This window comes from Halopelagius fulvigenes, from assembly GCF_055398025.1.
The window spans coordinates 454286-474661 of record NZ_AP043846.1 but is presented as its reverse complement, the minus strand read 5'-3'; the positions used below and the strand labels follow the sequence as shown (position 1 = coordinate 474661).

The 20376-nt window shown below is 66.2% G+C and carries 23 protein-coding genes; 12 read left to right on the top strand and 11 right to left on the bottom strand.

Features of this window, described 5'->3' with window-relative positions; translation table 11 throughout:
* Window positions 1–11: 11 nt before the first annotated feature.
* From ACZ522_RS06825 to ACZ522_RS06790, 8 genes are all read right to left on the bottom strand, one after another.
* Window positions 12–605 (bottom strand): NYN domain-containing protein, encoded by a 594-nt coding sequence (locus tag ACZ522_RS06825; RefSeq protein WP_379693633.1) that lies wholly within the window; start codon window positions 603–605, stop codon window positions 12–14.
* Between the two features lie 84 nt (window positions 606–689).
* A complete protein-coding gene (gene tuf, locus ACZ522_RS06820) occupies window positions 690–1955 on the bottom strand; it encodes a translation elongation factor EF-1 subunit alpha (RefSeq protein WP_379693635.1) in 1266 nt (421 codons plus the stop codon).
* Between the two features lie 319 nt (window positions 1956–2274).
* Entirely contained in the window at window positions 2275–3624 is a 1350-nt protein-coding gene (locus tag ACZ522_RS06815; RefSeq protein ID WP_379693637.1) for an FAD-dependent oxidoreductase, read from the bottom strand.
* Between the two features lie 126 nt (window positions 3625–3750).
* Window positions 3751–4437 (bottom strand): NUDIX hydrolase N-terminal domain-containing protein, encoded by a 687-nt coding sequence (locus ACZ522_RS06810; RefSeq protein ID WP_379693639.1) that lies wholly within the window; start codon window positions 4435–4437, stop codon window positions 3751–3753.
* 127 nt (window positions 4438–4564) lie between these two features.
* Window positions 4565–4759 (bottom strand): hypothetical protein, encoded by a 195-nt coding sequence (locus tag ACZ522_RS06805; protein WP_379693641.1) that lies wholly within the window; start codon window positions 4757–4759, stop codon window positions 4565–4567.
* 197 nt (window positions 4760–4956) lie between these two features.
* Window positions 4957–5214: a HalOD1 output domain-containing protein gene (locus ACZ522_RS06800; protein WP_379693644.1), complete on the bottom strand. Its 258-nt coding sequence runs from the start codon at window positions 5212–5214 to the stop codon at window positions 4957–4959.
* A gap of 149 nt (window positions 5215–5363) precedes the next feature.
* Entirely contained in the window at window positions 5364–6014 is a 651-nt protein-coding gene (locus ACZ522_RS06795) for a helix-turn-helix domain-containing protein (protein ID WP_379693646.1), read from the bottom strand.
* Window positions 6015–6086: 72 nt separating this feature from the next.
* Window positions 6087–6437 (bottom strand): DUF7344 domain-containing protein, encoded by a 351-nt coding sequence (locus tag ACZ522_RS06790; RefSeq protein WP_379693648.1) that lies wholly within the window; start codon window positions 6435–6437, stop codon window positions 6087–6089.
* A gap of 242 nt (window positions 6438–6679) precedes the next feature.
* Here ACZ522_RS06790 and ACZ522_RS06785 point away from each other — a divergent pair, with 242 nt between their 5' ends.
* From ACZ522_RS06785 to ACZ522_RS06775, 3 genes are read left to right on the top strand one after another with little or no spacing between them, the layout of a single operon-like run.
* Complete coding sequence (locus ACZ522_RS06785; RefSeq protein ID WP_379693650.1) at window positions 6680–7024, top strand: helix-turn-helix domain-containing protein; 345 nt, start codon at window positions 6680–6682, stop codon at window positions 7022–7024.
* On the top strand, window positions 7021–7398 hold the full coding sequence (locus ACZ522_RS06780; RefSeq protein ID WP_379693652.1) for a DUF7521 family protein: 378 nt from the start codon (window positions 7021–7023) through the stop codon (window positions 7396–7398). The genes ACZ522_RS06785 and ACZ522_RS06780 overlap by 4 nt, the downstream gene beginning before the upstream one ends.
* Window positions 7395–7706 (top strand): DUF7521 family protein, encoded by a 312-nt coding sequence (locus ACZ522_RS06775; protein WP_379693654.1) that lies wholly within the window; start codon window positions 7395–7397, stop codon window positions 7704–7706. The genes ACZ522_RS06780 and ACZ522_RS06775 overlap by 4 nt, the downstream gene beginning before the upstream one ends.
* A gap of 64 nt (window positions 7707–7770) precedes the next feature.
* On the opposite strand, the gene ACZ522_RS06770 is transcribed toward ACZ522_RS06775, so the two are convergent.
* A complete protein-coding gene (locus ACZ522_RS06770; protein ID WP_379693656.1) occupies window positions 7771–8514 on the bottom strand; it encodes a sensor domain-containing protein in 744 nt (247 codons plus the stop codon).
* A gap of 166 nt (window positions 8515–8680) precedes the next feature.
* On the opposite strand from ACZ522_RS06770, the gene ACZ522_RS06765 reads away from it, so the two are divergent.
* The 9 genes from ACZ522_RS06765 to gcvPB all read left to right on the top strand — a co-directional run bounded on the left by ACZ522_RS06765 (window position 8681) and on the right by gcvPB (window position 19352).
* Window positions 8681–9286 (top strand): halocyanin domain-containing protein, encoded by a 606-nt coding sequence (locus tag ACZ522_RS06765; protein WP_379693658.1) that lies wholly within the window; start codon window positions 8681–8683, stop codon window positions 9284–9286.
* Window positions 9283–9924, top strand: a complete 642-nt coding sequence (locus ACZ522_RS06760; protein ID WP_379693660.1) for a hypothetical protein — start codon at window positions 9283–9285, stop codon at window positions 9922–9924. The genes ACZ522_RS06765 and ACZ522_RS06760 overlap by 4 nt, the downstream gene beginning before the upstream one ends.
* 110 nt (window positions 9925–10034) lie before the next feature.
* The gene (locus ACZ522_RS06755; RefSeq protein ID WP_379693662.1) at window positions 10035–11228 is read left to right on the top strand and encodes an ABC transporter substrate-binding protein; all 1194 of its coding nucleotides are present in this window, start codon (window positions 10035–10037) and stop codon (window positions 11226–11228) included.
* A complete protein-coding gene (locus ACZ522_RS06750; RefSeq protein WP_379693664.1) occupies window positions 11225–12157 on the top strand; it encodes an NAD(P)/FAD-dependent oxidoreductase in 933 nt (310 codons plus the stop codon). Before ACZ522_RS06755 ends, ACZ522_RS06750 begins: the two co-directional genes overlap by 4 nt.
* Window positions 12158–12440: 283 nt before the next feature.
* On the top strand, window positions 12441–14345 hold the full coding sequence (gene ggt, locus ACZ522_RS06745; protein ID WP_379693666.1) for a gamma-glutamyltransferase: 1905 nt from the start codon (window positions 12441–12443) through the stop codon (window positions 14343–14345).
* Window positions 14346–15082: 737 nt separating this feature from the next.
* Window positions 15083–16168 (top strand): glycine cleavage system aminomethyltransferase GcvT, encoded by a 1086-nt coding sequence (gene gcvT / locus ACZ522_RS06740; RefSeq protein WP_379693670.1) that lies wholly within the window; start codon window positions 15083–15085, stop codon window positions 16166–16168.
* Window positions 16169–16549, top strand: a complete 381-nt coding sequence (gene gcvH / locus ACZ522_RS06735) for a glycine cleavage system protein GcvH (protein WP_379693672.1) — start codon at window positions 16169–16171, stop codon at window positions 16547–16549. It begins immediately after the preceding gene.
* Window positions 16546–17868, top strand: a complete 1323-nt coding sequence (gcvPA, locus tag ACZ522_RS06730; protein ID WP_379693674.1) for an aminomethyl-transferring glycine dehydrogenase subunit GcvPA — start codon at window positions 16546–16548, stop codon at window positions 17866–17868. Before gcvH ends, gcvPA begins: the two co-directional genes overlap by 4 nt.
* Window positions 17868–19352: an aminomethyl-transferring glycine dehydrogenase subunit GcvPB gene (gcvPB, locus tag ACZ522_RS06725; protein WP_379693677.1), complete on the top strand. Its 1485-nt coding sequence runs from the start codon at window positions 17868–17870 to the stop codon at window positions 19350–19352. Before gcvPA ends, gcvPB begins: the two co-directional genes overlap by 1 nt.
* 20 nt (window positions 19353–19372) lie before the next feature.
* On the opposite strand, the gene ACZ522_RS06720 is transcribed toward gcvPB, so the two are convergent.
* Both ACZ522_RS06720 and ACZ522_RS06715 read right to left on the bottom strand, forming a co-directional pair.
* Window positions 19373–19537 (bottom strand): DUF7838 family putative zinc beta-ribbon protein, encoded by a 165-nt coding sequence (locus ACZ522_RS06720; protein ID WP_379693679.1) that lies wholly within the window; start codon window positions 19535–19537, stop codon window positions 19373–19375.
* 200 nt (window positions 19538–19737) lie between these two features.
* Window positions 19738–20310, bottom strand: coding sequence for a hypothetical protein (locus tag ACZ522_RS06715; RefSeq protein ID WP_379693681.1), 573 nt, complete (start codon window positions 20308–20310; stop codon window positions 19738–19740).
* Window positions 20311–20376 lie beyond the last annotated feature (66 nt).

Here is a 20376-nt window from a genome sequence, read left to right as displayed (position 1 = left end):
CCGTCGCCCGGTTACGACTCGTCGCCGTCGCCGTTGCCGTCGCCGTCGTCGTTACCGCTGTCCTTGTCGTACCCCACCAGGCGCGGGCCGTCGTCCTCGGGTTCCTCGCCCGCGTCGGGCACGTCCCCGCCGAGGGTGATGCTGTCGGACGCCGCGTTCCGGAGGGCGTCGGAGCGACCGTACTCGCCGGGCGATATCGCCAGCGTCCGCAGGCCGTAGGCGTTCGCCGTCTCTATCGCGGGCTTGAAGTCGGTGTCCCGGGAGGCGATCGCGACCACGTCGGCGCGCCCCTCGACGGCGAACCGTGTCATGTCCACCGCGAGGCGGACGTCGACGTCGCCGCTGGTGACGACGACTTCGAAGCCGCGCGCCTCCGCGGCCTGGATCAGCCCCGGCGTCGCGTGTTCGTCCAGATACAGTCGCCGCGCGGTCGGCCGACCGACCGTCGCCGCCGCCTCTCGAACGTCGTCTAAGTCCACGTCGAACTCGTCGCGCAACACGTTGGGGCCGTCCACGAACAGGGCGACGCGCGGCCTGTCGTCCGCCTCGCCGACCGACCCGCCGGCGGCGTCGTCGTCCGCGAAAACGGGGGTGAACGCGTCCATACTCACTCTCTCCCGGTGGCGGACAAAGGCTCCCCGGTTCGCGTCCGCTCTCGATTTACGCCGCGTCGAAAAAGGGGAGTCGGCTTACCGCTCGTCCACGGAGAGGACTTTCCCCGCCGCGATGGTCTGTCCCATGTCGCGGATGGCGAACGAGCCGAGTTCCGCTATCTCCGAGGAGGGTTCGACGACCAGCGGTTTCTGCGGGCGGAGCGTCACCACCGCGGCGTCGCCCGCCTTGATGAAGTCGGGGTTCTCCTCGGCGACTTCGCCCGACTTGGGATCGAGTTTCTTGTCGATGGACTCGAAGGTGCAGGCCACCTGCGCCGTGTGGGCGTGGATGACCGGCGTGTACCCGGCCGTGATGACCGAGGGGTGCTGCATGATGACGATCTGCGCTTGGAACGTGTCGGCCACCGTCGGCGGTTCCTCCGCCGGGCCGGCCACGTCGCCGCGCCGGATGTCGTTCTTGCCGATGCCGCGCACGTTGAAGCCGACGTTGTCGCCGGGGCCGGCCTCGTCCACCTCCTCGTGGTGCATCTCGACCGTCTTCACCTCGCCGGAGACGTCCGACGGTTGGAACGAGACGTTGTCGCCCTTCCTAAGCATCCCCGTCTCGACGCGCCCGACCGGAACCGTCCCGATGCCGGAGATGGTGTAGACGTCCTGGATCGGCAGTCGAAGCGGCGCGTCCGTCGGCGGCGACGGTTCTGGGAGGTTGTTCAGCGATTCGAGGATGGTCGGGCCGTCGTACCACGACGTGTTCTCGGACGTCTCGGCGATGTTGTCGCCCTCGAACGCCGAGATGGGGATGAAACTCGCGTCGTCGGTGCCGAAGCGCACCTGCTTGAGGAGCGTCTGAACCTCCTCTTTGACCTGTTCGTAGGTGTCCTGGCTGTAGTCGACGACGTCCATCTTGTTGACGGCGATGATGAGCGTCTCGATGCCGAGCGTGCGGGCGAGGAAGACGTGTTCGCGCGTCTGCGGCGCGACGCCGTCGTCGGCGGCGACGACGAGAACCGCGTGGTCCGCCTGCGAGGCGCCCGTGATCATGTTCTTCACGAAGTCGCGGTGACCGGGCGTGTCCACGATGGTGAAGTAGTACTTGTCCGTGTCGAACCGCTGGTGGGCGATGTCGATGGTGACGCCGCGTTCTCGCTCCTCGGCGAGGTTGTCCATCACGTAGGCGAACTCGAAGCCCGACTTGCCCTTCGATTCGGCTTCGTCGCGGTACTGCTCGATGATGTGTTCCGGCACGCTCCCCGTCTCGAACAGGAGTCGGCCCACGAGGGTGGACTTCCCGTGGTCGACGTGTCCGATGATGGCGAGGTTCTGGTGGGGTTTATCACTCATAGTAGGAGGGCCACGTGTGGCCTTGGTGACGAGGTACGTCGCCACGGGGGAAAACGGTTTCTCGGGGAAGAACGCCCCGATGGCTGAAATTCCGGCGTCTCAGAACGTTTGGGAGCGCATCGCGCGCTCCATCTCGGCGAACGTCGCCGTGCGCCGGATCTGTGCGTCGGTGCGCTCCGCGTCGGTGGAGGAATTTACTACGATCATACTCAGTAATTCGGGTTCGACGGTAATAAAGGTACGTCCCGACCGGACCCTATCGGTCGGTGTCGCTTCGAACTGTGACGGTCGCTTCCGAAAAAACGGTAACGGCGGTGCGTTACGCCGGTACCTCGCGGGGGAAGTTACGGAGCGTCTCCCCCCGGAAGGCGTCCTCGTCGAACTCGTACTCGCCGTCGAAGAAGTCCATCAGTTGCTTCGTGTCCCGCATGGCGTTCTTCACGCACGTCGACGCGCCCGGCGAGGGCGTGATGTTGAAGATGATGTTATCGCCGGTGATCTTCGCTTCGCCCATGTCGAGCGTCTTCGCCTTCGTGTCGACGATCTGCGGTCGGACGCCGCCGTACCCCTTCGCTCGCTCGATGTCGTCCAGTTCGATGCTCGGGACCACCTTCTGGACGTGCGGCAGGAACGCCCGCGGCCCCACCTCGGGGATGTCGTACACCAGGTTTCTGACGACGTACGGGAACAGCACCCGGTCCGAGAGGATGTTGGCGTAACTCAGGAACGAGTCGAGACTCAGGCCGAACACGTCGAGGAAGTCGCCCACGGTGGAGAACCGGCCCCGTTCGAGCGTCGGCACCACCTTCGCCGTCGGCCCGAACCGGGTGACGTCGGCGTCGTGGACGTCCGCGTCGCCGTGGACCGCCGCGAACGGCAGTTTCTTCATCTGCAGCGTGTACACCTTGCCGTTGAGGTACTCGCCCTCGGCGAGGAAGAAACTCCCCGCGACCGGGAGCAGGGACTTGTGCTCCCCGTAGCCCATCCGCTTGGCTATCTGGAGGCTGTGGGATCCCGCCGCGACGACGGTCACGTCCGCCTTGAAGTCCCTCGCGTCGGTTTCGACGGTGAACCCGTCACGGTTCCTCTCGATGTTCCGCACTTGGGCCCCGGTGAAGACGTCCACGCCGTCTTCCTCCGCGGCGTTCTCCACGAACGACCTCGCCGTCTTCCCGTAGTCGACGACGTACCCGTCCGGCGTCTGCAGGGCGAGCATCTCCGTGTTCGGGTCCCGCCCCTCGACGACTTTCGGCTCTATCTCGGCGATCTCCTCCCTCCCGATGGCGCTGAGCTTCGGGAACAGGTCGCCGAACCCCTCGTCGTCGTACCGCCGCCGGAGTTTCGGAACCTCGTCGTCGCCGACGGCGAGCACCATCTTGCTCCGCTTGCTGTGCATCTCGCGGTCGGGGTCTTCGTTCTCCAGATACCCCGCGAGCATCTCCGCGCCCTCCTTGACCTCCTCGGCCTTCTCTAAGGTGTAGTTCGTCTCGATGTCTCCGAAGTGCAGCGTCTGAGAGTTGTTCGTGCTGTGGGAGTTGATCGCCGCTATCTCGTCTTCCTTCTCGAGTAGCGCGACCCTCTCGACGTCAGTGAACTTCGAGACCGTATAGAGCAACGACGCTCCGCTTATTCCTCCGCCGACGATAACGAGGTCGTATTCGTCTATCATAGTTTGAGCACTCTCGCGTACGACCGCTCCACCGTCCGGTCGAAACTCGACTACTTTTTGATGCCGATATTCGACCGCCGGCGTCGCCGCTACCGCCCGAGGTCGGAAGTGATCGTCGGCCGCGGCTTACCGCTTCGCGCCGTCGGAGTCCGTCGGGAGGGTAGCGTCCGAGGATTCGACCGCGTCGACGGCGTAGCGACGGTTCTGTTCATGCCATGCGGCGGCGGACAGGCGGTGCGGGTCGCGGTAGGCGAGGTCCGTCCCCTCGTGGGAGAGGCGGAGTTCGCCGCCGCGGACGCGGCACCGGTAGACGACGTTGACGATGGAGTGGAGGTTGTCCCCCTCGCCCGGGCCGACGGAGTAGACGTCGACGAGTTCGACCGGTTCCACGTCGAGGCCCGTCTCCTCGCGCACCTCCCGGACGACGGCCTCCTCCGCGGACTCGTTGGGGTCCACGTACCCGCCGGGGAGCGCCCACCGGCCGTTGTTCGAGCGTTCCATCGTGAGAACGCGCCCCCGGTCGTCGAGGACGACGCCGACGGCGCCCACCTTCGCCGAGACGTGGCCCACCTCCTCGCGGAGCGATTCGCGGACGGCCGACGGCGGCGCGTCGAGGGCGCGCCCGTAGTAGTCGCTCACGAGTTCGAGGACGCGTTCGTACCGCCGTCGGTCGTACGCGTCGTCGGAGCCGTCGTTGTATTCGAGCCCGTTCTGGGCGATGACGCGGAGTTCGTCTAACAGTTCGAGGATGGCGATACCCCCCTTCGCGGTTCCGTTCGCCTCGCTCCGTTCTCTCTGAAGTCCCCGTTCCACGACCCGTCGTTTCCGACGGGGGGATTTAGGTTCGTCTGTTCGCTTCGAGGTCCGTATCGAACGTTGGTCACAGCGTCTCCCCCGTTTCATCGACACCTCGGTTCGAGGCGACGGTGCGGATCGGCGGTCAGGATTCGCTCGTCTCCTCGTCCGCGTGTTCCACCCGCCAGATCTCGATGTCCCAGTCCGGCACCTCCTCGGCCGACGACTGAACGAGCCATCCCCCTTCGATATCGACGCCGTTCCGGTGCGCCTCCTCCAATAAGTCCCCCAGTGCGTCCGTGAATCCCCCGGCGGTAGTCACGCCGCTTTCTCTCGTCATGGGCTTCGGTTACCGGTCGATGGATACAGTATGAGTGGACTGTATCCATGCTCTATCGTTCTCCGGGTCCGTTATCATAGCGATGGTCCCGGATCCGCTCTTGTATTCTGTGTACGTTTCCCGCACTAACTGCTCGGTAGATTGGTTCTCGTTGTTCACGACGTTTGCACTCCCCACATTGTTCTCGTCTATACCGCTCACTGCCGCTCCGAGACGTGGATGCGACCGTAACTCCAGACGGTCACCTCGAGGCCCGCCATCTCGAAAGATACTCTAACGTCTCCCTGCCGAGGTTGCCCGGCGCTCGGCGGTTCGAGGAGACTAGCGAGGGCGTCCGGATCGACGACGGAGTACAGCGGTTCGATTTCGACGGGGTCCGTGCCGACCACGTTCGAGACTGCATCGACGATGCCGACGATTACCGATTCAGGCTCCTCCGCATCGAACTCCACCATCGCATACCCGTCTGACTCATTGACGGCTAATCCGTTACCCATGTTACTGTAGAAGTAGTGAACGCGGTTGAGAGATTGCGTTCATCACCTGCGTATTTATATAGTGCCGCCGCTCGGCGGCCGCAGCGCTAACTCACGACCGCATTATGTTACCGTTCCGACACCACCGTCGACTCGATTAACTGCTCCGACGCCCGTCGGAGGCGCCTGCCGCAGGCGGTCGAGGAGATACCCATCTCCGAGGCGAGCTCTTGCAGGGTTATCTCGCGCGGGTCGCTGAAGTACCCCCTGTCGAACGCCAGCAACAGCGCTTCCCGCTGGCCGTCCGTCAGGCCGAACCCGCCCCGCGTCTCGGCTTGGTCGTTCTGGTACATCGCCTTCACCCGGAAGGTGATGTCCTCCGCCCTGCAGTACTCCCGGAACGCCGAGAGGGAGTCTAAATCGGGGAGGAGAGCGTGGAACACCCAGCCCTCCTCGTCGTGGACGATCTCGGACAGGTAGATGCCGAGTTCGGCCAGCTTGTAGGTGACGAGTTTCGCCCGGTCCGTCAGTCGCACCCGGTAGATTCGTCGGTCCTCTAGTTCCGCGACGAGTCGCGGGTCGGTCACGGTGGGGTCCGCGGCCAGCGTCTCCTCGAACCCCTCGAAGTTCCCCGTCGCGCTGAAGAACAGCAAGAGCGTGTCGTTCTCCCCCGCCGGAACCGGCTGCGTCTCCCGCCGAATCTCCACCCCCGTCACGGTCTCTATCGTACGTCCGAGCACGAAGTCCGGGTGCGACACGTGAACTTCTGCTATCGTCATCGAATCTATGCTGTGGGGGAGTCGTTCGGCGGGGATGCGTTCCGGCGGGAGAGGACTGGCTCATGCACGCTTTCAGTTGGTCGCCTGAGGGACCACTGTGATGGGTAACGTTTCGAGCGCGGATTCGCCGCGTTCGGTCAGCGAGATGAGGTCCGCCGTTCGCTCGGTCAGCCCGGCCCGTTCGAGTTTCGGGAGGTGGCGGTGGTGAAGCGAGAGCGCGACGTTCTCCGAGGCGTCGGCGGGGCGTTCGGCGCGTTCTCGCGCCGCGACCGCGTCGGCCAGTTCATCGAAGGACGCCTCTCCCTCGTTCTCGCGGAGGTACGCGAGCGCGTGCCGCCGCCGAGCGTCCGCCAGCACGTCGAAGAGAGAGTCGGTAGAGCGATCGACGACGGTCGAAGACTCCCGCGATGGTTCGGTGCTCATCTACGGACTGGAGTAGTAGGACTAGGACAATGAGTTCGAGCCCAAACTGTTTAGGTGGTCGGTGGGCGCGCGGGGTCGCCAGCGCTTCCGACGGGAGGCGAAACCGCTCGCCGCCGTCGCCGAGTCGGCGACCGTGACCCCCGATTTAAGTCGCTCGACCGCGGACCGTCGGGAGAGTCCATGTCCGTATCGAGTGCGGTGAACGACTTCGGGTTACCCCCCGCCCCCCGCCGTCGCGAGGAATGAGCGGTGACGAGGTGCGAGGACTCGCCGCACTCCTCGAAGACGAGTACGCCCATGCAATACTCATCCGTACGAGCACACGGGAGATGTCCGCGCCGGAACTGAGCGACGCGTGCGACGCGTCGGTCTCGACCATCTACCGGCGCATCGAACGCCTCCAGGAGTACGACCTCCTCTCGGAGCGACTGCAACTCGACAAGGACGGACACCACTACAAGACCTACCGGGCGCGACTGGACCGGATCGAAATCGAACTGAACGACGGCGAGTTCTCCGTCGACGTCACGTACCGCGCGGAGGACCCGGCCGATCGGTTCACCGGACTCTTCGAGGGGCTACGATGACGCGCGCCGGGACGCTTCTCCAGACCGCGACGGGCGGGTCGTCGGTCGTCGTCACCCTCGCGTTCCTCGGACTGCTCCTTACCGGATTCCTGTCGCTCGTCGTCGCGTACCTCGTGATTCGGGGATACCGACGGAACCGGGACCGGGCGCGACTGTATCTCGCGGTCGGGCTGGTGCTTCTCACCGTCGGCCCGTTCGGCATCCAACTCGCGCTGACGAACTTCACCGACGTCTCCGCGGTCGGTCGCTCGGCGGCCGCGAACGCGAGCAAACTTGCCGGTCTCGCCGCCATGCTGTACGCCGTCTACGGCGCGTCGCGCCCGCGCGGGAGGGGGTCGGACGACGCCGGCCGCGCGGAGGAGGTGCGAGAGTGAACGCCTCGCCGATCCGGCCGTTCGACGCCGTCGCGACGGAGGGGGGACTGATATTCGCGTTCGCGGCGCTGACCGCCCTCGCCGGACTGTTCGTGGCGTACCAAGCGTACCGGGGGTACCGGCGAAACCGGAGTCGTCCGATGCTGTACCTCGCGGTCGGTCTGGTGCTTCTCACCGCCGCGCCCGTCGGAGTGAACTACGCGCTGACGGCGTTGACGGCGGCGACGGACGCGGTTGTCCTCTTGGCGGTCTCTCTCGCGCACCTCGCCGGCGTGACCGCCATCCTGTACGCTCTCACGCGGGCGTAGCACCATTACCGGGCGCCGCCGAAGTTCGATCGAACGGCGCGCACCGTTCGTTCTCACTGACGGATCAACTCAGGTCCCGGTACCGCGGCGCGGTGAGTACGAGTCGCACGTACCGCCCCCACGCGGCGGCGAGGACGTTGACCGACTGGAGGGTCACCGCGAACAGGCCGACGCCGAGTGCGGCGAAGAGCAACGCGACGGGGAGCGTCTCGACGTGCCACGACCCGGCGCGGAACGTCGTCGTCAGGCCGACGAGCAGGTTGTCCCACCCGAACAGGACGTCGAACGTGACCGTCTCCGTCGGAATCGGGCCGAACGCGACGACGGGCGCCCGTCCGTAGTACAGCGGTGCGAGGATGAAACTCACCGCCGTCGCCAACAGCGACGCGAGAACGCCGAAGACGACGCTCCCGAAGGCGAACGCGCTCACCATGTACCCCGCGGCCGTCCACGTTCGGAGGTCGGTCGCCAGCCGTCTGTACCGTGCGAGGCGGTTCGGAACCGGCTCCGCCGACGGTTCGGGTATCTCGACGCCGAGCAGTCGCCGCGCGTACGCCCGTTCGAGGGCGGCCAGTTCGGTCACCGCCGCGAGCAACGCGACCAGAACGAGGAGACCGACGCCGACCACCGCGAGGGACAGTCCGAGGGCGACGCCGACGGCCAAGAGGTTGAGGTAGAGGACGCCCAGCGGAAACATCGACACGACGTACAGGAGGTTGCGGTACGTCTGCCGCCTCACCGGGGCGCGGGCTATCCGCCCGAGTGCTCCGCCGAGGCCCTCCGAACGAGGAAGCGTACGCGCCGCCATCGTTCCCCCTCGGACGCCGACCGACAAGTGTCTGTCCGTGCGGCGGCCGCCGTCGGCGTCGCTCCCGACGAAGAAGTATATGTGTCTTTCGCACAACCGCCGTCTCGGCGACCGTGCTTCCCGCCTTATCGCCCGTCTCCGCCTCCGTTCCATCGGTGAACGACAGATGACTTTCGACAGAACGGACGAGACGCGAACGCAGAGCGACCGACCGAGAACGCGGGACACAGACCGGCGGAGCGACGGCCGTGCTGGACGCCCCTCGTACGGACGACGCCGGTTCCTCCGCGCCGCGGGCGGCGTCGCCGTCGGCGGCTTCCTCGCCGGGTGTACGAGCGACGGCGGAGACGGGAGCGGAAGCGGCGGCGGCGAACCGACCGACGGCGGGCCGGAAACCGTGGACGAGTGGCTCTCGGACACCGACAACTACGACTCCGTCGCGGAGATGACCGGCGAATCGACGGTCACCGTCGAAGTCGGCGCGCGCGGGAACAACGGTTCGAACGCGTTCGCCCCGCCGGCCGTCGAAGTTTCGCCGGGAACGACGGTCGTCTGGGAGTGGGTTGAGGGGTATCACAACGTCGTCAGCACCGACGGAGCGGTAGACAGCGGTAGCCCGGAGAAGGGCGCGTCCTTCGAGTACACGTTCGAATCGCCCGGGGTGACGCGGTACTACTGCGAACCCCACGAGTCGGTCGGGATGAAGGGCGCAATCGTCGTCTCCGAAGCCGACGACGGGAGTTCGGCGAACGAGTCGGAGGCGTCGAGGTGACCCCCGAGACGTCGGAGGGTCCAGGCCGAACCGGAGTGGGGTTACGGTGGACGACGCAGCGAATCAGGTTGGCCGGTCTCGGCGGCCTCGTCGGCGGCCTCGCGGGTCTGGGAGTGCTCGGCGCGGGCGCGTTCTTCGGGTCCGGCGCGGACCCCGCGGGCGGCCCCGGAATCGGCTTCGGTGCGCTTCACCTGCTCATCTACGTCCTGTTCTCGGCCGCGGTTCTCGCGGCCGACGCCCGGTACGGGGTCGAGTACGGTCGGCGCGGCCGGCTAGCGGCCGTCTCGCTCGCGCTCTCGCTTCTGGGGTACGCGGCGTTCGTCGGCGTTCTCGTCGCGGCGCGGACGGCGTTCGGGGACGTCCTCTTCTCGGTCGGTCCCCTCGTCGGCCTCGCGTACGTCGCGGTGCGGGTCGTCGGAACGGGTTACGGTGTCGTTCTCTGGCGGACCGAAAGCGCGAACCGCCTCGAAGCGGGGCTGTTCGCCGCTCTCGTCCCTGCGGTGTTCGTCCTCGGACCGTTCGCGGCCGTCGGCCTGCCGGTCCAGTTCGTGGAGTCGCCGCTCTACCTCGCGTTCGTCGCTCTCGGGTACGGCCTCCGGTCGGCCGACGCGAACTCCCGGCGGACCGAGGAGCGGTAACGCGACCGACGACGCGCGGTTGAGCGAGTCGTTTTCGACCGAACGTTCCGTCGTTTTCGGCCGACCTAACAATCGAAACGACTTTGTTTATTTAGGCTGGCCTAAAACGTATGGAGCCCGAATCTCGCGGACGCGAGACGGTGACGCGGCGCGACTACGTGAAGTACGGCGGCGCACTCGTCGGGGGCGGCCTGCTCTCGGGGTGCACCGGCGGGACCGGGTCCGAGTCGTCCGGAACGCCGACCGGTGCGGAGACGGGGACGGACGCCTCGGGAGAGACGGGAGGCGGGACGACGGCGGCGGCCGACTCGTACTCGGTGTCGATGGAACCGGTCGGCGAAGTCGAGTTCGGGTCCGTCCCCGAGGCGTGGGTTCCCTACACGGGCGATTACGCCGACATGGGCGTCGCCCTCGGGCGGGCCGACGGCCTCTCGGCCATCGGCGTCCGCGCCCGGTTCGGCGCGCACCTGTACGAGGAACTCCCCGGCGTCTCCGTGGACAAGGGCGAACTCACGCAGTTGTGGCAGGACGGCACCGGCAAGGAGGTGTACTACGAACTCGACGCCGACGTCCACCTCACCGACCCGAACTTCATGGTGAACCGCCTCGGGTGGAGCCGGGAGGACGTCGACGAAATCGCGACGAACGTCGGCCCCTTCTTCGGGAACACGATCTTCTCGCGGGCGTACGACTGGCACGATTACGCCGACTACACGATGTACGAGGCGTTCGAGAAAGTCGCGGCGGTGTTCCGAGAGCGGGAGCGCTACGAGGCGTTCGCGGCGTACCACGACGAGGTTCTCGCCGACGTCCAGAGCCGCCTCCCCGAGGAGACGCCCGACATCGCGGTTCTCTACCCCGCCGACGTGCCGCCCGAGTCGTTCTACCCGTACCTCGTCGGCGGCGGAACCCAGTCCAAACACTGGAACGACCTGAACGTCGGGGACGCCCTCGCCGCGAACGACGTCACGGATGCGCAGGCGGGCGGCGGCACCATCGACTACGAGACGCTTCTGGAGATAGACCCCGACGCCCTCGCCATCAGGCTTCAGGGCGAGATTACCGACGAGTACTTCGAGGAGAACATCGCCTCGCACCTCCGGGACCACGACGTCGCGAGCGAACTCGCGGCGGTGAAGAACGACCGGGTGATATACGGCGGCCTGACGTACCAAGGGCCGATCATCCACCTGTTCCAACTCGAACGGGCCGCGCGGGGTCTCTACCCCGAGGAGTTCGGCGACGAAACGTTGTTCGACCGACAGCGAGTCGCCGACATCGTCACCGGGGAGTTCCGAGCGTGAGTCCGGCAGACACCGCCGCGGAGGGCGCGCCGTTCGAGTACGACGTCATCGTCGTCGGCGGCGGTCCGGCCGGCTGCTCCGCGGGCGTCTTCACCGCCCGGTACGGCCTGAAAACCGCTGTCTTCGACCGGGGGAACTCCTCGCTGCGTCGGTGCGCGTACCTGGAGAACTACCCCGGCTTCCCCGCCGGCATCGACGTCGAGACGCTGTACGGGTTGCTGCACGACCACGCCGAGGAGGCCGGTTGTGAGGTGATTTCTGACCTCGTCGAGTCCGTCGAGAGAGCGGACGGAACCGACGGGTTCGTCGTCGAGACGCAGGAGGGCCGCCGCGTCACCGCCCGGCGAGTCGTCGCCGCCACCCGGTACGACGGCGAGTACATGCGCGGACTCGACGACGACGAGGAGATGTTCGTCGCTCACGAACACGACGGCGAGGTGCACGAACACTTCGACAGGGACTACCCCGAACGCGACGGAACGACGCGGGTAGACGGCCTCTACGTCGCGTCCCCGGCCCCCGAGGCCGACCGTCAAGCCATCATGGCCGCGGGCCGCGGCGCGCGAGTCGGCCTGACCCTCGTCGATGAGGTGCGCCGGAGCGAAGGGTACCTCGACACGCTCGCGGACCAGTACGACTGGATGCGCCGGGAGGCGGAACTGACCGGCGAGTGGGGCACCCGCGACCGGTGGCGCGAGTGGTTCGACGGCCGCCTCCCCGAGGAACACTCCCTCCCCGCGGAACGCGTCGCCGAACTCCGCGAACGGGAGATAGACCGCAAGTTCGACACGTACCTCTCCGACGACGACATCGAACGCCGAACCCGACGCGGCCACGAACGACTGCTCGAACGCATAGACGACGAACTCGTCCTCCGGCGGGCGCGCGAAATCGAGTCCGAACGGCGGAGTGCGGAGTCGGACGACTGACTCTCTTTCGGTCACACCGAAGAACCCCGCCGGCGGTGGCGGTCGTTGTAGGAAATATTTCACCTTTCCCCCGGACGAACGCGTGGCCCGTGCGGAGATAGCGATCGTCCGCAGATATTTCTCCGAGAGTGACTGTAAACCGTCCCGACGGATTCTCCCCACGTCAGCGCCCGAACGGTGCGCATCTCCGAAATAAATCCGTCGCCGTACTCCTCGCGTGCGCGAAGTTCCCACCCTCGGGGACTATAGGTATATTAATGACAATCGAATGAGAGGAAGTGCCATGGGACAGTCTGACGAGAGTCCTACGACCGAATCGAACGACGCGGAGACAGCGGAGGAGACGGCGCGGTTCACGGCGACGAAGCGGACGTTCCTGCGGGGGTCGGGCGTCGCGTTGGGGGCCGGCGTCCTTCCGGCCGGGGCCAGTACCGCGTTAGGGACGACGGGCGGGGAGTCGAACTCCGTCGCGAGAGGGGGCGGCGGGATGGTGTCGAGCGTCCACCGGCAGGCGACCGAGGCGGGCGTCGAGGTTCTGGAGAACGGGGGCAACGCCGTCGACGCGGCGGTCGCCGTCCAGTTCGCCCTCAACGTCGTCCAGCCCCACTCCTCGGGAATCGGCGGCGGCGGGTTCATGCTCGTCTACAGCGCCGAGGAAGACGAGATAATCGCCATCGACAACCGGGAGCGTGCGCCCCTCGGTGCCCAACCCGACATGTTCCTGAACGAGCAGGGCGAGGAGGTTCCCTTCCTCGAACGTCACACGAACGGCAAGGCGGTCGGCGTCCCCGGGACGCTGAAGGCCGCCGACGTGGCCGTAAAGCGGTTCGGGACGAAGGAACTCGGCGAACTCATCGAACCGGCCGTCGAACTGGCCGCGCCCGATGGAGAGACGGTCACCGTGGACGAGTTCCTCGCGAGTTCCATCGCGGCCAACGTCGAGGAGGGTGCGTTCACTTCGACCGCAAAGAAGGTGTTCGCCCCGGGAGGCGACCCCCTCGAAGCGGGCGACGAACTCGCCCAACCCGACCTCGCGGACACCCTCCGCACCATCCGCGACGAGGGCATCGGCGCGTTCTACAAGGGCGAAATCGCGGAGGACATCGCCGAGACCGTCCAAGGCGCGGCGCGGTACCGAAAGACCGGCGGGAACATGACCGTCGACGACCTCGGCCGGTACAACGTCGAGATAACGCGCCCCGTCCACGTGACCTACGAGGGGGACGCCCACGACATCACCGTCCGGACGATGCGCTCTCCGACCTCCGGGGGGTACGTCATCGGGCAGATTCTCAAGCTCCTCGAACCGTTCGACCTCGCGCAGTACGACCGCCGGTCGTTCGACGTCTACCACCGGATGATAGAGGCGTTCCAACTCGCGTTCGCCGACCGAAACGAGTACCTCGGAGACGAGGAGTTCGTGGACATCCCGTGGCAGGGGTTCCTCGACGAGGAGTACCTCGACGACCGCCGTCAGATCATCGACCCAAAGGAGGCGACGGCGGCGACGCGCGAACCCGGCGACCCGTTTGCCTACCAACCCGGCGGGCAGTACTTCGTCAGCCCCAGAGACGTCGAGGAGGCTCAGCACGTCGCAAACGCCTCGGGCAACAAGGGGAAGAAGACCGGAACGGAGGAACCCTCCGGACAGACGACCCACTTCACGACGGCCGACGCCGACGGGAACTTGGTCTCGTGGACCAGCACCATCGAGCAGTTGTTCGGATCGGGCATCATGGTCCCCGGGCGCGGGTTCATGCTCAACAACGAACTCACCGACTTCGACTCCGAGCCCGGCGGGCCGAACGAGGTCCAACCGGAGAAGCGCCCCCTCAGTAGCACGAGTCCGACGATAGTCACGCGCGACGGCGACCCCTTCCTGACGGTCGGGTCGCCCGGCGGGTGGTCCATCATCCACACCGTCTCCCAGATACTCCTCAACGTCGCGGAGTTCGGCATGGACATCGACGAGGCCGTCGCCGAACCGCGCGTGTACTCCGCGACGGGGACCTGGGTCCAAGCCGAGGGCGGCGTCCCCGACGGCGTCGTCGACGAACTGAACGCCGCCGGGCACGACGTCTCCGTCGTGGAGAGCATCGGCAACGTCCAGTCCATCCGCATCGAGGACGACGGCGGGTACGTCGGCGTCGCGGACAAACGCCGGAACGGGTCCGCGAAGTCGCCGTAAGCGGCGTCGGCGACTCGAAACCTTCGCCGTTTCTGTCGAACCACCGCCACATTTATCGACAGGTAGATTACATTTCTCTGTATGAGTTACAATCGGCGGAGCGAGTTCGGCCTACCGTCACGCTGGCTCGAACTGAATAGTAGCGCGATAGAGTTGCTATTCGCTGTAACAGTCGTTCTCGGGTCAATGTCTCTCTTCGCATTAGCGAGTGGAGACCCCGAAACGACGGCGTTTATCGCACTAACTGGAATTGCAGTTGTCCTTCTCGGGACAGCACTCGTCCGACTGTCCGAGCACCTCCGGACGAATCGGACGCCCCTCTCCTGATGAGCGGTGCGCGCTGACCGCCGTAACGACGTAGGGTACGTCCCTGTTCTGAACTTCGCAGTCTTCGGGCGGAGATTCGTACATCAACCTCCCGTACTCCCTCGTAATTCTGGATCGCTTTGGATGGGCCACTCGGCGTCGTTTCGTTGGTCTCGATGCGTGTTCGGGCGGTACTTCGTTCGAGAGCGGTCGTCGTTGTCGTGGCTGAACCCTCCTTCCGAGCGATTTCACTGTCGGTGTGACTTTGTTCTCGGCGCGCAACGACGTTCGCGCGCGTTCCGGAACGCCGCCTCGGCCCCGCCGCCGCCGATTTGATATCGCGTTATCCAGTTTATCAGCACTGTCCTCCCGGCGAGGACGCCCGCCTCCGGCATACCAAAGCATTACTTGCCGCGTGCCAACCTGATACCATGGCCCTTCGCAAACCGCCGTTACGCGAGGTACACGCCGCGCGCGACGCGAAGTTCACGGAGTTCGGCGGGTGGGACATGCCGGTCGAGTTCGACTCTATCAGAGACGAACACGCGTCGGTCCGCGAGTCGGCGGGCATCTTCGACGTCTCCCACATGGGGGAGATAGAGGTGTCCGGCCCCGACGCGACGACGCTGATGCAACGCCTGACGACGAACGACGTGACGAACCTCTCGCCGGGCGACTCCCAGTACGCGGCGATACTCGACGACGAGGGCACGATTCTCGACGACACCGTGGTCTACCGCCTCCCCGAGGAGGAGACGTACCTGTTCGTCCCCAACGCGGGCCACGACGAGGAGATGTACCGGCGGTGGACGGAGTACCGCGACGAGTGGAACCTTGACGCCGCCGTCCGGAACGTCACCGACGAGTGGGCGATGTTCGCCGTCCAAGGGCCGGACGCGCCCGGCCTCGTGACGGCGGCGGACGGAGACGTCTCGGACCTCTCGAAGTTCGAGGCCGCCTACGCCGACGTCGCCGGCGTCCGGTCGTGGGTCGCGCGAACCGGCTACACGGGCGAAGACGGGTTCGAGATACTCTGTCCGTCCGAGGACGCCGAGACGGTCTGGGAGGCGTTCGACTGCCAGCCCTGCGGCCTCGGGGCCCGCGACACCCTCCGCATCGAGATGGGATTCCTCCTCTCGGGGCAGGACTTCGACCCCGAGGAGGAACCGCGGAACCCCTACGAGGCGGGCATCGGCTTCACGGTGAAACTCGACACCGAGTTCGTCGGGAGAGACGCTCTCGAACGCGTCGAGGCGGAGGGCGTCGACGAGAAGTTCGTCGGGATGAAACTGCTGGACCGCGGCATCGCCCGCCACGGGCACGACGTGACCGACGAGGACGGCGACGTCATCGGCCGCGTCACCTCCGGGACGATGAGTCCGACGCTGGGCGAGTCCATCGCCCTCGGGTACGTTCCGGTGGAGTACGCGACCCCCGACTCGCGGGTCACCGTCGTCGTCCGCGGCGAGGAGAAGCGCGCGCAAATCGTCACACCACCGTTCTTGGAGGACAGATAAATGTTCGAAGTTCCCGAAGATCGAAAGTACCTGGAATCGCACGAGTACGCAACCACAGACGGCGACACTGCAACCGTCGGCATCACCGACTTCGCGCAGGACGAACTGGGCGACGTCGTCTACGTCGAACTGCCCGACGAGGGCGACGACGTCGCGCAGGGCGAGGAGTTCGGCGTCGTCGAGAGCATCAAGGCCGTCTCCGACCTGTACGCGCCCGTCTCGGGCACGGTCGTGGCGGTCAACGACGACCTGTTCGACCACCCCGAGTACGTCAACGACGACCCGTACGGCGACGGGTGGATGCTGAAGGTCGAAGTGACCGACGAGGGAGGGTTCGACGAGTTGCTCTCGCCCGACGAGTACCGCGAACAGACCGAATGACGCGGGGAAGCCCCTACGCACCGCACACGGACGCAGAGACGAGGGAGATGCTCGCCGCCGTCGGCGCGGAGAGCGAGGAGGACCTCTTCGACATCCCCGATGAGGTCCGATTCGACGGCGAGTTCGGCATCGAGGCCCGCCGCGAACGCGACGTCCGACGGGAGATTGCGACTACGCTGTCGAAGAACGACGACCTGACGGAGTTCCTCGGCCGCGGCCACCACTCCCACTACGTTCCGTCCCTCGTGGACGACCTCTCGCGGCGGTCAGAGTTTCTCACCTCGTACACCCAGTACCAACCGGAGATAACGCAGGGGTTCCTGCAGGTTCTCTTCGAGTACCAGTCGATGCTCGTCGAACTGACGGGTCTGCCGGTGGCGAACTGTTCGATGTACGACGACGCCACCGCACTCGCGGAGGCGGCGCGACTCGCCGGGCGCGCGCGCCGCGTCTCCGGCGGCCGCGTCCTCGTCCCCGAGATTCTCCGCGAGGGGAAACGCCGCGTCCTCGACAACTACGTCGCCGGAACCGACCTCGACGTCGAGACGTACGCGACGGACGATGGCACCGTCGATATCGACGCCCTCGAAGCGCGGGTGGACGAGGACGTGGCGATGGTGTACGCCGAGAACCCGACGGTCCGCGGGGCCATCGAACCGCGCCTCTCCGAAATCGGCGACATCGCCGACGAGAGCGGTGCGCTGTTCTGTCTCGGGACGGACATCGTCGCCCTCGCCTTGTTGGAAGAACCCGCCGCCGTCGGCGCCGACGTGGTGGTCGGCGAGGCAGACGCACTCGGCATGCCGGCGAGTTACGGCATGGGACTCGGCCTGTTCGCCACCCGCGAGGAGTTCCTCCGGCAGGTTCCCGGCCGCCTCGTCGGCGCGAGCGAAGACGCCGCCGACAAGCGCGCGTACACGCTGACGCTGCAGACGCGCGAACAGCACATCCGCAAGGAGCGAGCCACCTCGAACATCTGTACGAATCAGGCGTGGGTGGCCCTGCGGACGGCGATGCACGTCGCCTCCCTCGGCCCGTCGGGCCTCGTGGACCTGGCGAAACGGTGCGTCACCGACGCCGAGGCGTTGGCCGCCGAGTTGGACGGCCTGAAGGGCGTCCGCGCCCCAGTCCACGACAGGCACCACTTCCGCGAGTTCGTCGTCCACGTGGACCAACCCGCGAGGGCCATCGCCTCCGACCTCGAAGCGGAGGGGTTCGCCGTCCACGTCGTCGGCGAACACCGCCTGCAAGTCTGCGTCACCGACCTGAACGCCTCGAAGACGGACGCCCTCGTCGCGGCGTTCGAGGAGGTTCTCTGATGGATTTCGACCAAGCACGCTACGCCCGCGAGGACGTGTACGAACCGCTCCTCTCGGAGAAGAACTCGACGCGCGTCGAGATAGACGCGGAGGACTCGCCCCTCCCCGACGACCTGACGCGCGATTCCGTGGAACTGCCCGAACTGTCCGAACCCGAACTGGCGCGGCACTACACGCGCCTCTCGCAGATGAACTGGAGCGTGGAGACGGGGCCGTACCCCCTCGGGTCGTGTACGATGAAGTACAACCCCTCGTTCACCGAGGACGTGGCCGCAGACCCGAACGCGGCGGTCCACCCCGACCGTTCCGCGCGGAGCGTCCAGGGGACGCTCGAACTCCTGTCCGACCTGCAGGACTACCTCGGCCGAATCGGCGGCATGGACGCCGTGACGCTTCAACCGCCCGCGGGCGCGGCGGGCGAGTTCGCGGGCATCCTCGTCGCGAAGGCGTACCACGAGGCCAACGGCAACGACCGCAGCGAGGTCATCGTCCCCGCCTCCGCGCACGGCACCAACTTCGCCACCGCCGCGATGGCGGGGTACGACGTTGTCGAACTCCCCTCCGGGGAGGACGGCCGCGTGGACGTGGACGCCCTCGACGCCGCCGTCTCCGAGGACACCGCCGCGCTGATGCTCACCAACCCGAACACGGTTGGCCTCTTCGAGCGAGACATCGTCGAAATCGCGGAGATGGTCCACGACGCCGGCGGACTGCTCTACTACGACGGCGCGAACCTCAACGCCCTGTTGGGCCGCGGCCGCCCGGGCGACATGGGGTTCGACATCATGCACTACAACGTCCACAAGACGTTCGCGACGCCGCACGGCGGCGGCGGCCCCGGCGCGGGACCGGTCGGCGTCGTCAAGGAGCTCGCGGAGTTCCTCCCGAGTCCGCACGTCCGCGAACGCGGCGGGTCGTACGAACTGTACGAACCCGAGCGAACGGTCGGCAAAGTCCACGGCTACGCCGGTAACTGGCTGGTTCTCGTGAAGGCGTACGCTTACATCGCCCGTCTCGGCGACGAGGGACTGGCGGACGCCAGCGCGAAGGCCGTCCTCAACGCGAACTACCTCGCCGAGAAGGTGGACTTGGAGGTTCCGTACGGCCCGTTCCACCACGAGTTCGCCGCGACGGCGGGCGAACGCGACGTTCGAGAATCGGGCGGCGATTCTCGGGCCAACGAAAACGCGAAGCGTTCTCGTGACGCTGCGGACGTGGCCAAGCGGATGCTCGACTACGGCGTCCACCCGCCGACGACGAAGTGGCCCGAGTTCGTCCCCGAGGCGATGCTCACCGAACCGACGGAGGTGGAGAACCGAGACTCCCTGGACGACTTGGCGCGCGCGTTCAACGAGTCGCTCGCGGACTCCGAGGAGGAACTCGAACGCGCGCCCTCGCGGACGACGGCGCGGCGCATCGACCAAGCCGGCGCCGCGCGGAACCCGCGACTCTCGTGGCGCGCGCTCGACGCCGAAGAAGAGTAGAAACGCGATTTTTCCGCGGATTACGCTTTCGCGGTGGTGATGCCGTCGTCGATGTTGATGAAGCCGTAGCCGCACTCGCTGCAGCGCCACTTCGTCTTCTTCCCGAGGTGTATCTCCATGTAGGCCGTCCGCCAGAACTGGCTGTTGTCGCACTCGGGGCAGTCGTACTCCATCTCGAGGCTCATACCGCACGCTCCGCGACGCGCGAAGTTGAAGATACTGATTCGAACGGTAATCTCGCGGGCGATATATCGCATATCGCGATACGGAAATCCGTTGGTCGAGGCGACACTCTCGGTGCACGTACTCTGTGTCCGCTCTCGCGGCTTCGTACCGAGGAAACCGACCGCTCGGTCCGCGTACGAACGCGACGAGAAAAGGGGGGTTACCGTCCGCTCTCGGGGTCTGTGGTGAAGATGTCGTACCACTCGGCGTCGGCGACGGTTCGCGCGGCCGCGCCGTCCTCGGTGAACTCGACCACCGTCGCCGAGTGAAAACTTTCGAACTGAGATGTGGAGATGCCGAACTCGACTTCCGCGGAGTCGCTGCGAATCCGGTATCGGTACCGCCCCGAATCGCGCAGGCGTATCAACGCGTACGTGTCCGGGTTCAATGTCCGCCCGTTCCCGTCGTAGATGCGCTCTCCATCGCGGGAGATGCGTTCGCTCACGCTGTGGTCGGACGCTCCGCTGTTCCACACGAGAACGCCGTGCGGTTCCGGGTTTCCTCTGCTCGAACCGATCCACTCGTTCCCTATCCTCTCCATCGTCCCGAGCGAAGCGGGTATCGTCGGGCGAAAGCCGGCACCAACCGACTGTCCTTCGGAGATGGTGCCCGTCGACGAAGTGCCGTCGCGGTGGGCCGCATCGGCTTGGCTGCCCCCGTCCGTCGAACAGCCGGCAACGAGACTTGCGCTCAACGCGCCACAGGTCGCGAGAATCGTTCGGCGGTGGACCATTAGGCTGCCCTCAGAGAGCAGTGGTAAATGCCTTCTCAAAATATATGTATCCGAGACAGTCACCGA

Excerpts from the sequence above, each read along its gene's own strand:
- gcvT (WP_379693670.1), top strand. The coding sequence starts at position 15,083 with ATGGCCCTTCGCAAACCGCCGTTACGCGAGGTACACGCCGCGCGCGAC.
- tuf (WP_379693635.1), bottom strand. The coding sequence starts at position 1,955 with ATGAGTGATAAACCCCACCAGAACCTCGCCATCATCGGACACGTCGAC.
- ACZ522_RS06765 (WP_379693658.1), top strand. The coding sequence starts at position 8,681 with ATGACTTTCGACAGAACGGACGAGACGCGAACGCAGAGCGACCGACCG.
- ACZ522_RS06815 (WP_379693637.1), bottom strand. The coding sequence starts at position 3,624 with ATGATAGACGAATACGACCTCGTTATCGTCGGCGGAGGAATAAGCGGA.
- ACZ522_RS06790 (WP_379693648.1), bottom strand. The coding sequence starts at position 6,437 with ATGAGCACCGAACCATCGCGGGAGTCTTCGACCGTCGTCGATCGCTCT.
- ggt (WP_379693666.1), top strand. The coding sequence starts at position 12,441 with ATGGGACAGTCTGACGAGAGTCCTACGACCGAATCGAACGACGCGGAG.
- gcvPA (WP_379693674.1), top strand. The coding sequence starts at position 16,546 with ATGACGCGGGGAAGCCCCTACGCACCGCACACGGACGCAGAGACGAGG.
- ACZ522_RS06755 (WP_379693662.1), top strand. The coding sequence starts at position 10,035 with ATGGAGCCCGAATCTCGCGGACGCGAGACGGTGACGCGGCGCGACTAC.
- gcvH (WP_379693672.1), top strand. The coding sequence starts at position 16,169 with ATGTTCGAAGTTCCCGAAGATCGAAAGTACCTGGAATCGCACGAGTAC.
- ACZ522_RS06780 (WP_379693652.1), top strand. The coding sequence starts at position 7,021 with ATGACGCGCGCCGGGACGCTTCTCCAGACCGCGACGGGCGGGTCGTCG.
- ACZ522_RS06825 (WP_379693633.1), bottom strand. The coding sequence starts at position 605 with ATGGACGCGTTCACCCCCGTTTTCGCGGACGACGACGCCGCCGGCGGG.
- ACZ522_RS06720 (WP_379693679.1), bottom strand. The coding sequence starts at position 19,537 with ATGAGCCTCGAGATGGAGTACGACTGCCCCGAGTGCGACAACAGCCAG.
- ACZ522_RS06805 (WP_379693641.1), bottom strand. The coding sequence starts at position 4,759 with ATGACGAGAGAAAGCGGCGTGACTACCGCCGGGGGATTCACGGACGCA.
- ACZ522_RS06785 (WP_379693650.1), top strand. The coding sequence starts at position 6,680 with ATGAGCGGTGACGAGGTGCGAGGACTCGCCGCACTCCTCGAAGACGAG.
- ACZ522_RS06770 (WP_379693656.1), bottom strand. The coding sequence starts at position 8,514 with ATGGCGGCGCGTACGCTTCCTCGTTCGGAGGGCCTCGGCGGAGCACTC.
- ACZ522_RS06795 (WP_379693646.1), bottom strand. The coding sequence starts at position 6,014 with ATGACGATAGCAGAAGTTCACGTGTCGCACCCGGACTTCGTGCTCGGA.
- ACZ522_RS06800 (WP_379693644.1), bottom strand. The coding sequence starts at position 5,214 with ATGGTGGAGTTCGATGCGGAGGAGCCTGAATCGGTAATCGTCGGCATC.
- ACZ522_RS06715 (WP_379693681.1), bottom strand. The coding sequence starts at position 20,310 with ATGGTCCACCGCCGAACGATTCTCGCGACCTGTGGCGCGTTGAGCGCA.
- gcvPB (WP_379693677.1), top strand. The coding sequence starts at position 17,868 with ATGGATTTCGACCAAGCACGCTACGCCCGCGAGGACGTGTACGAACCG.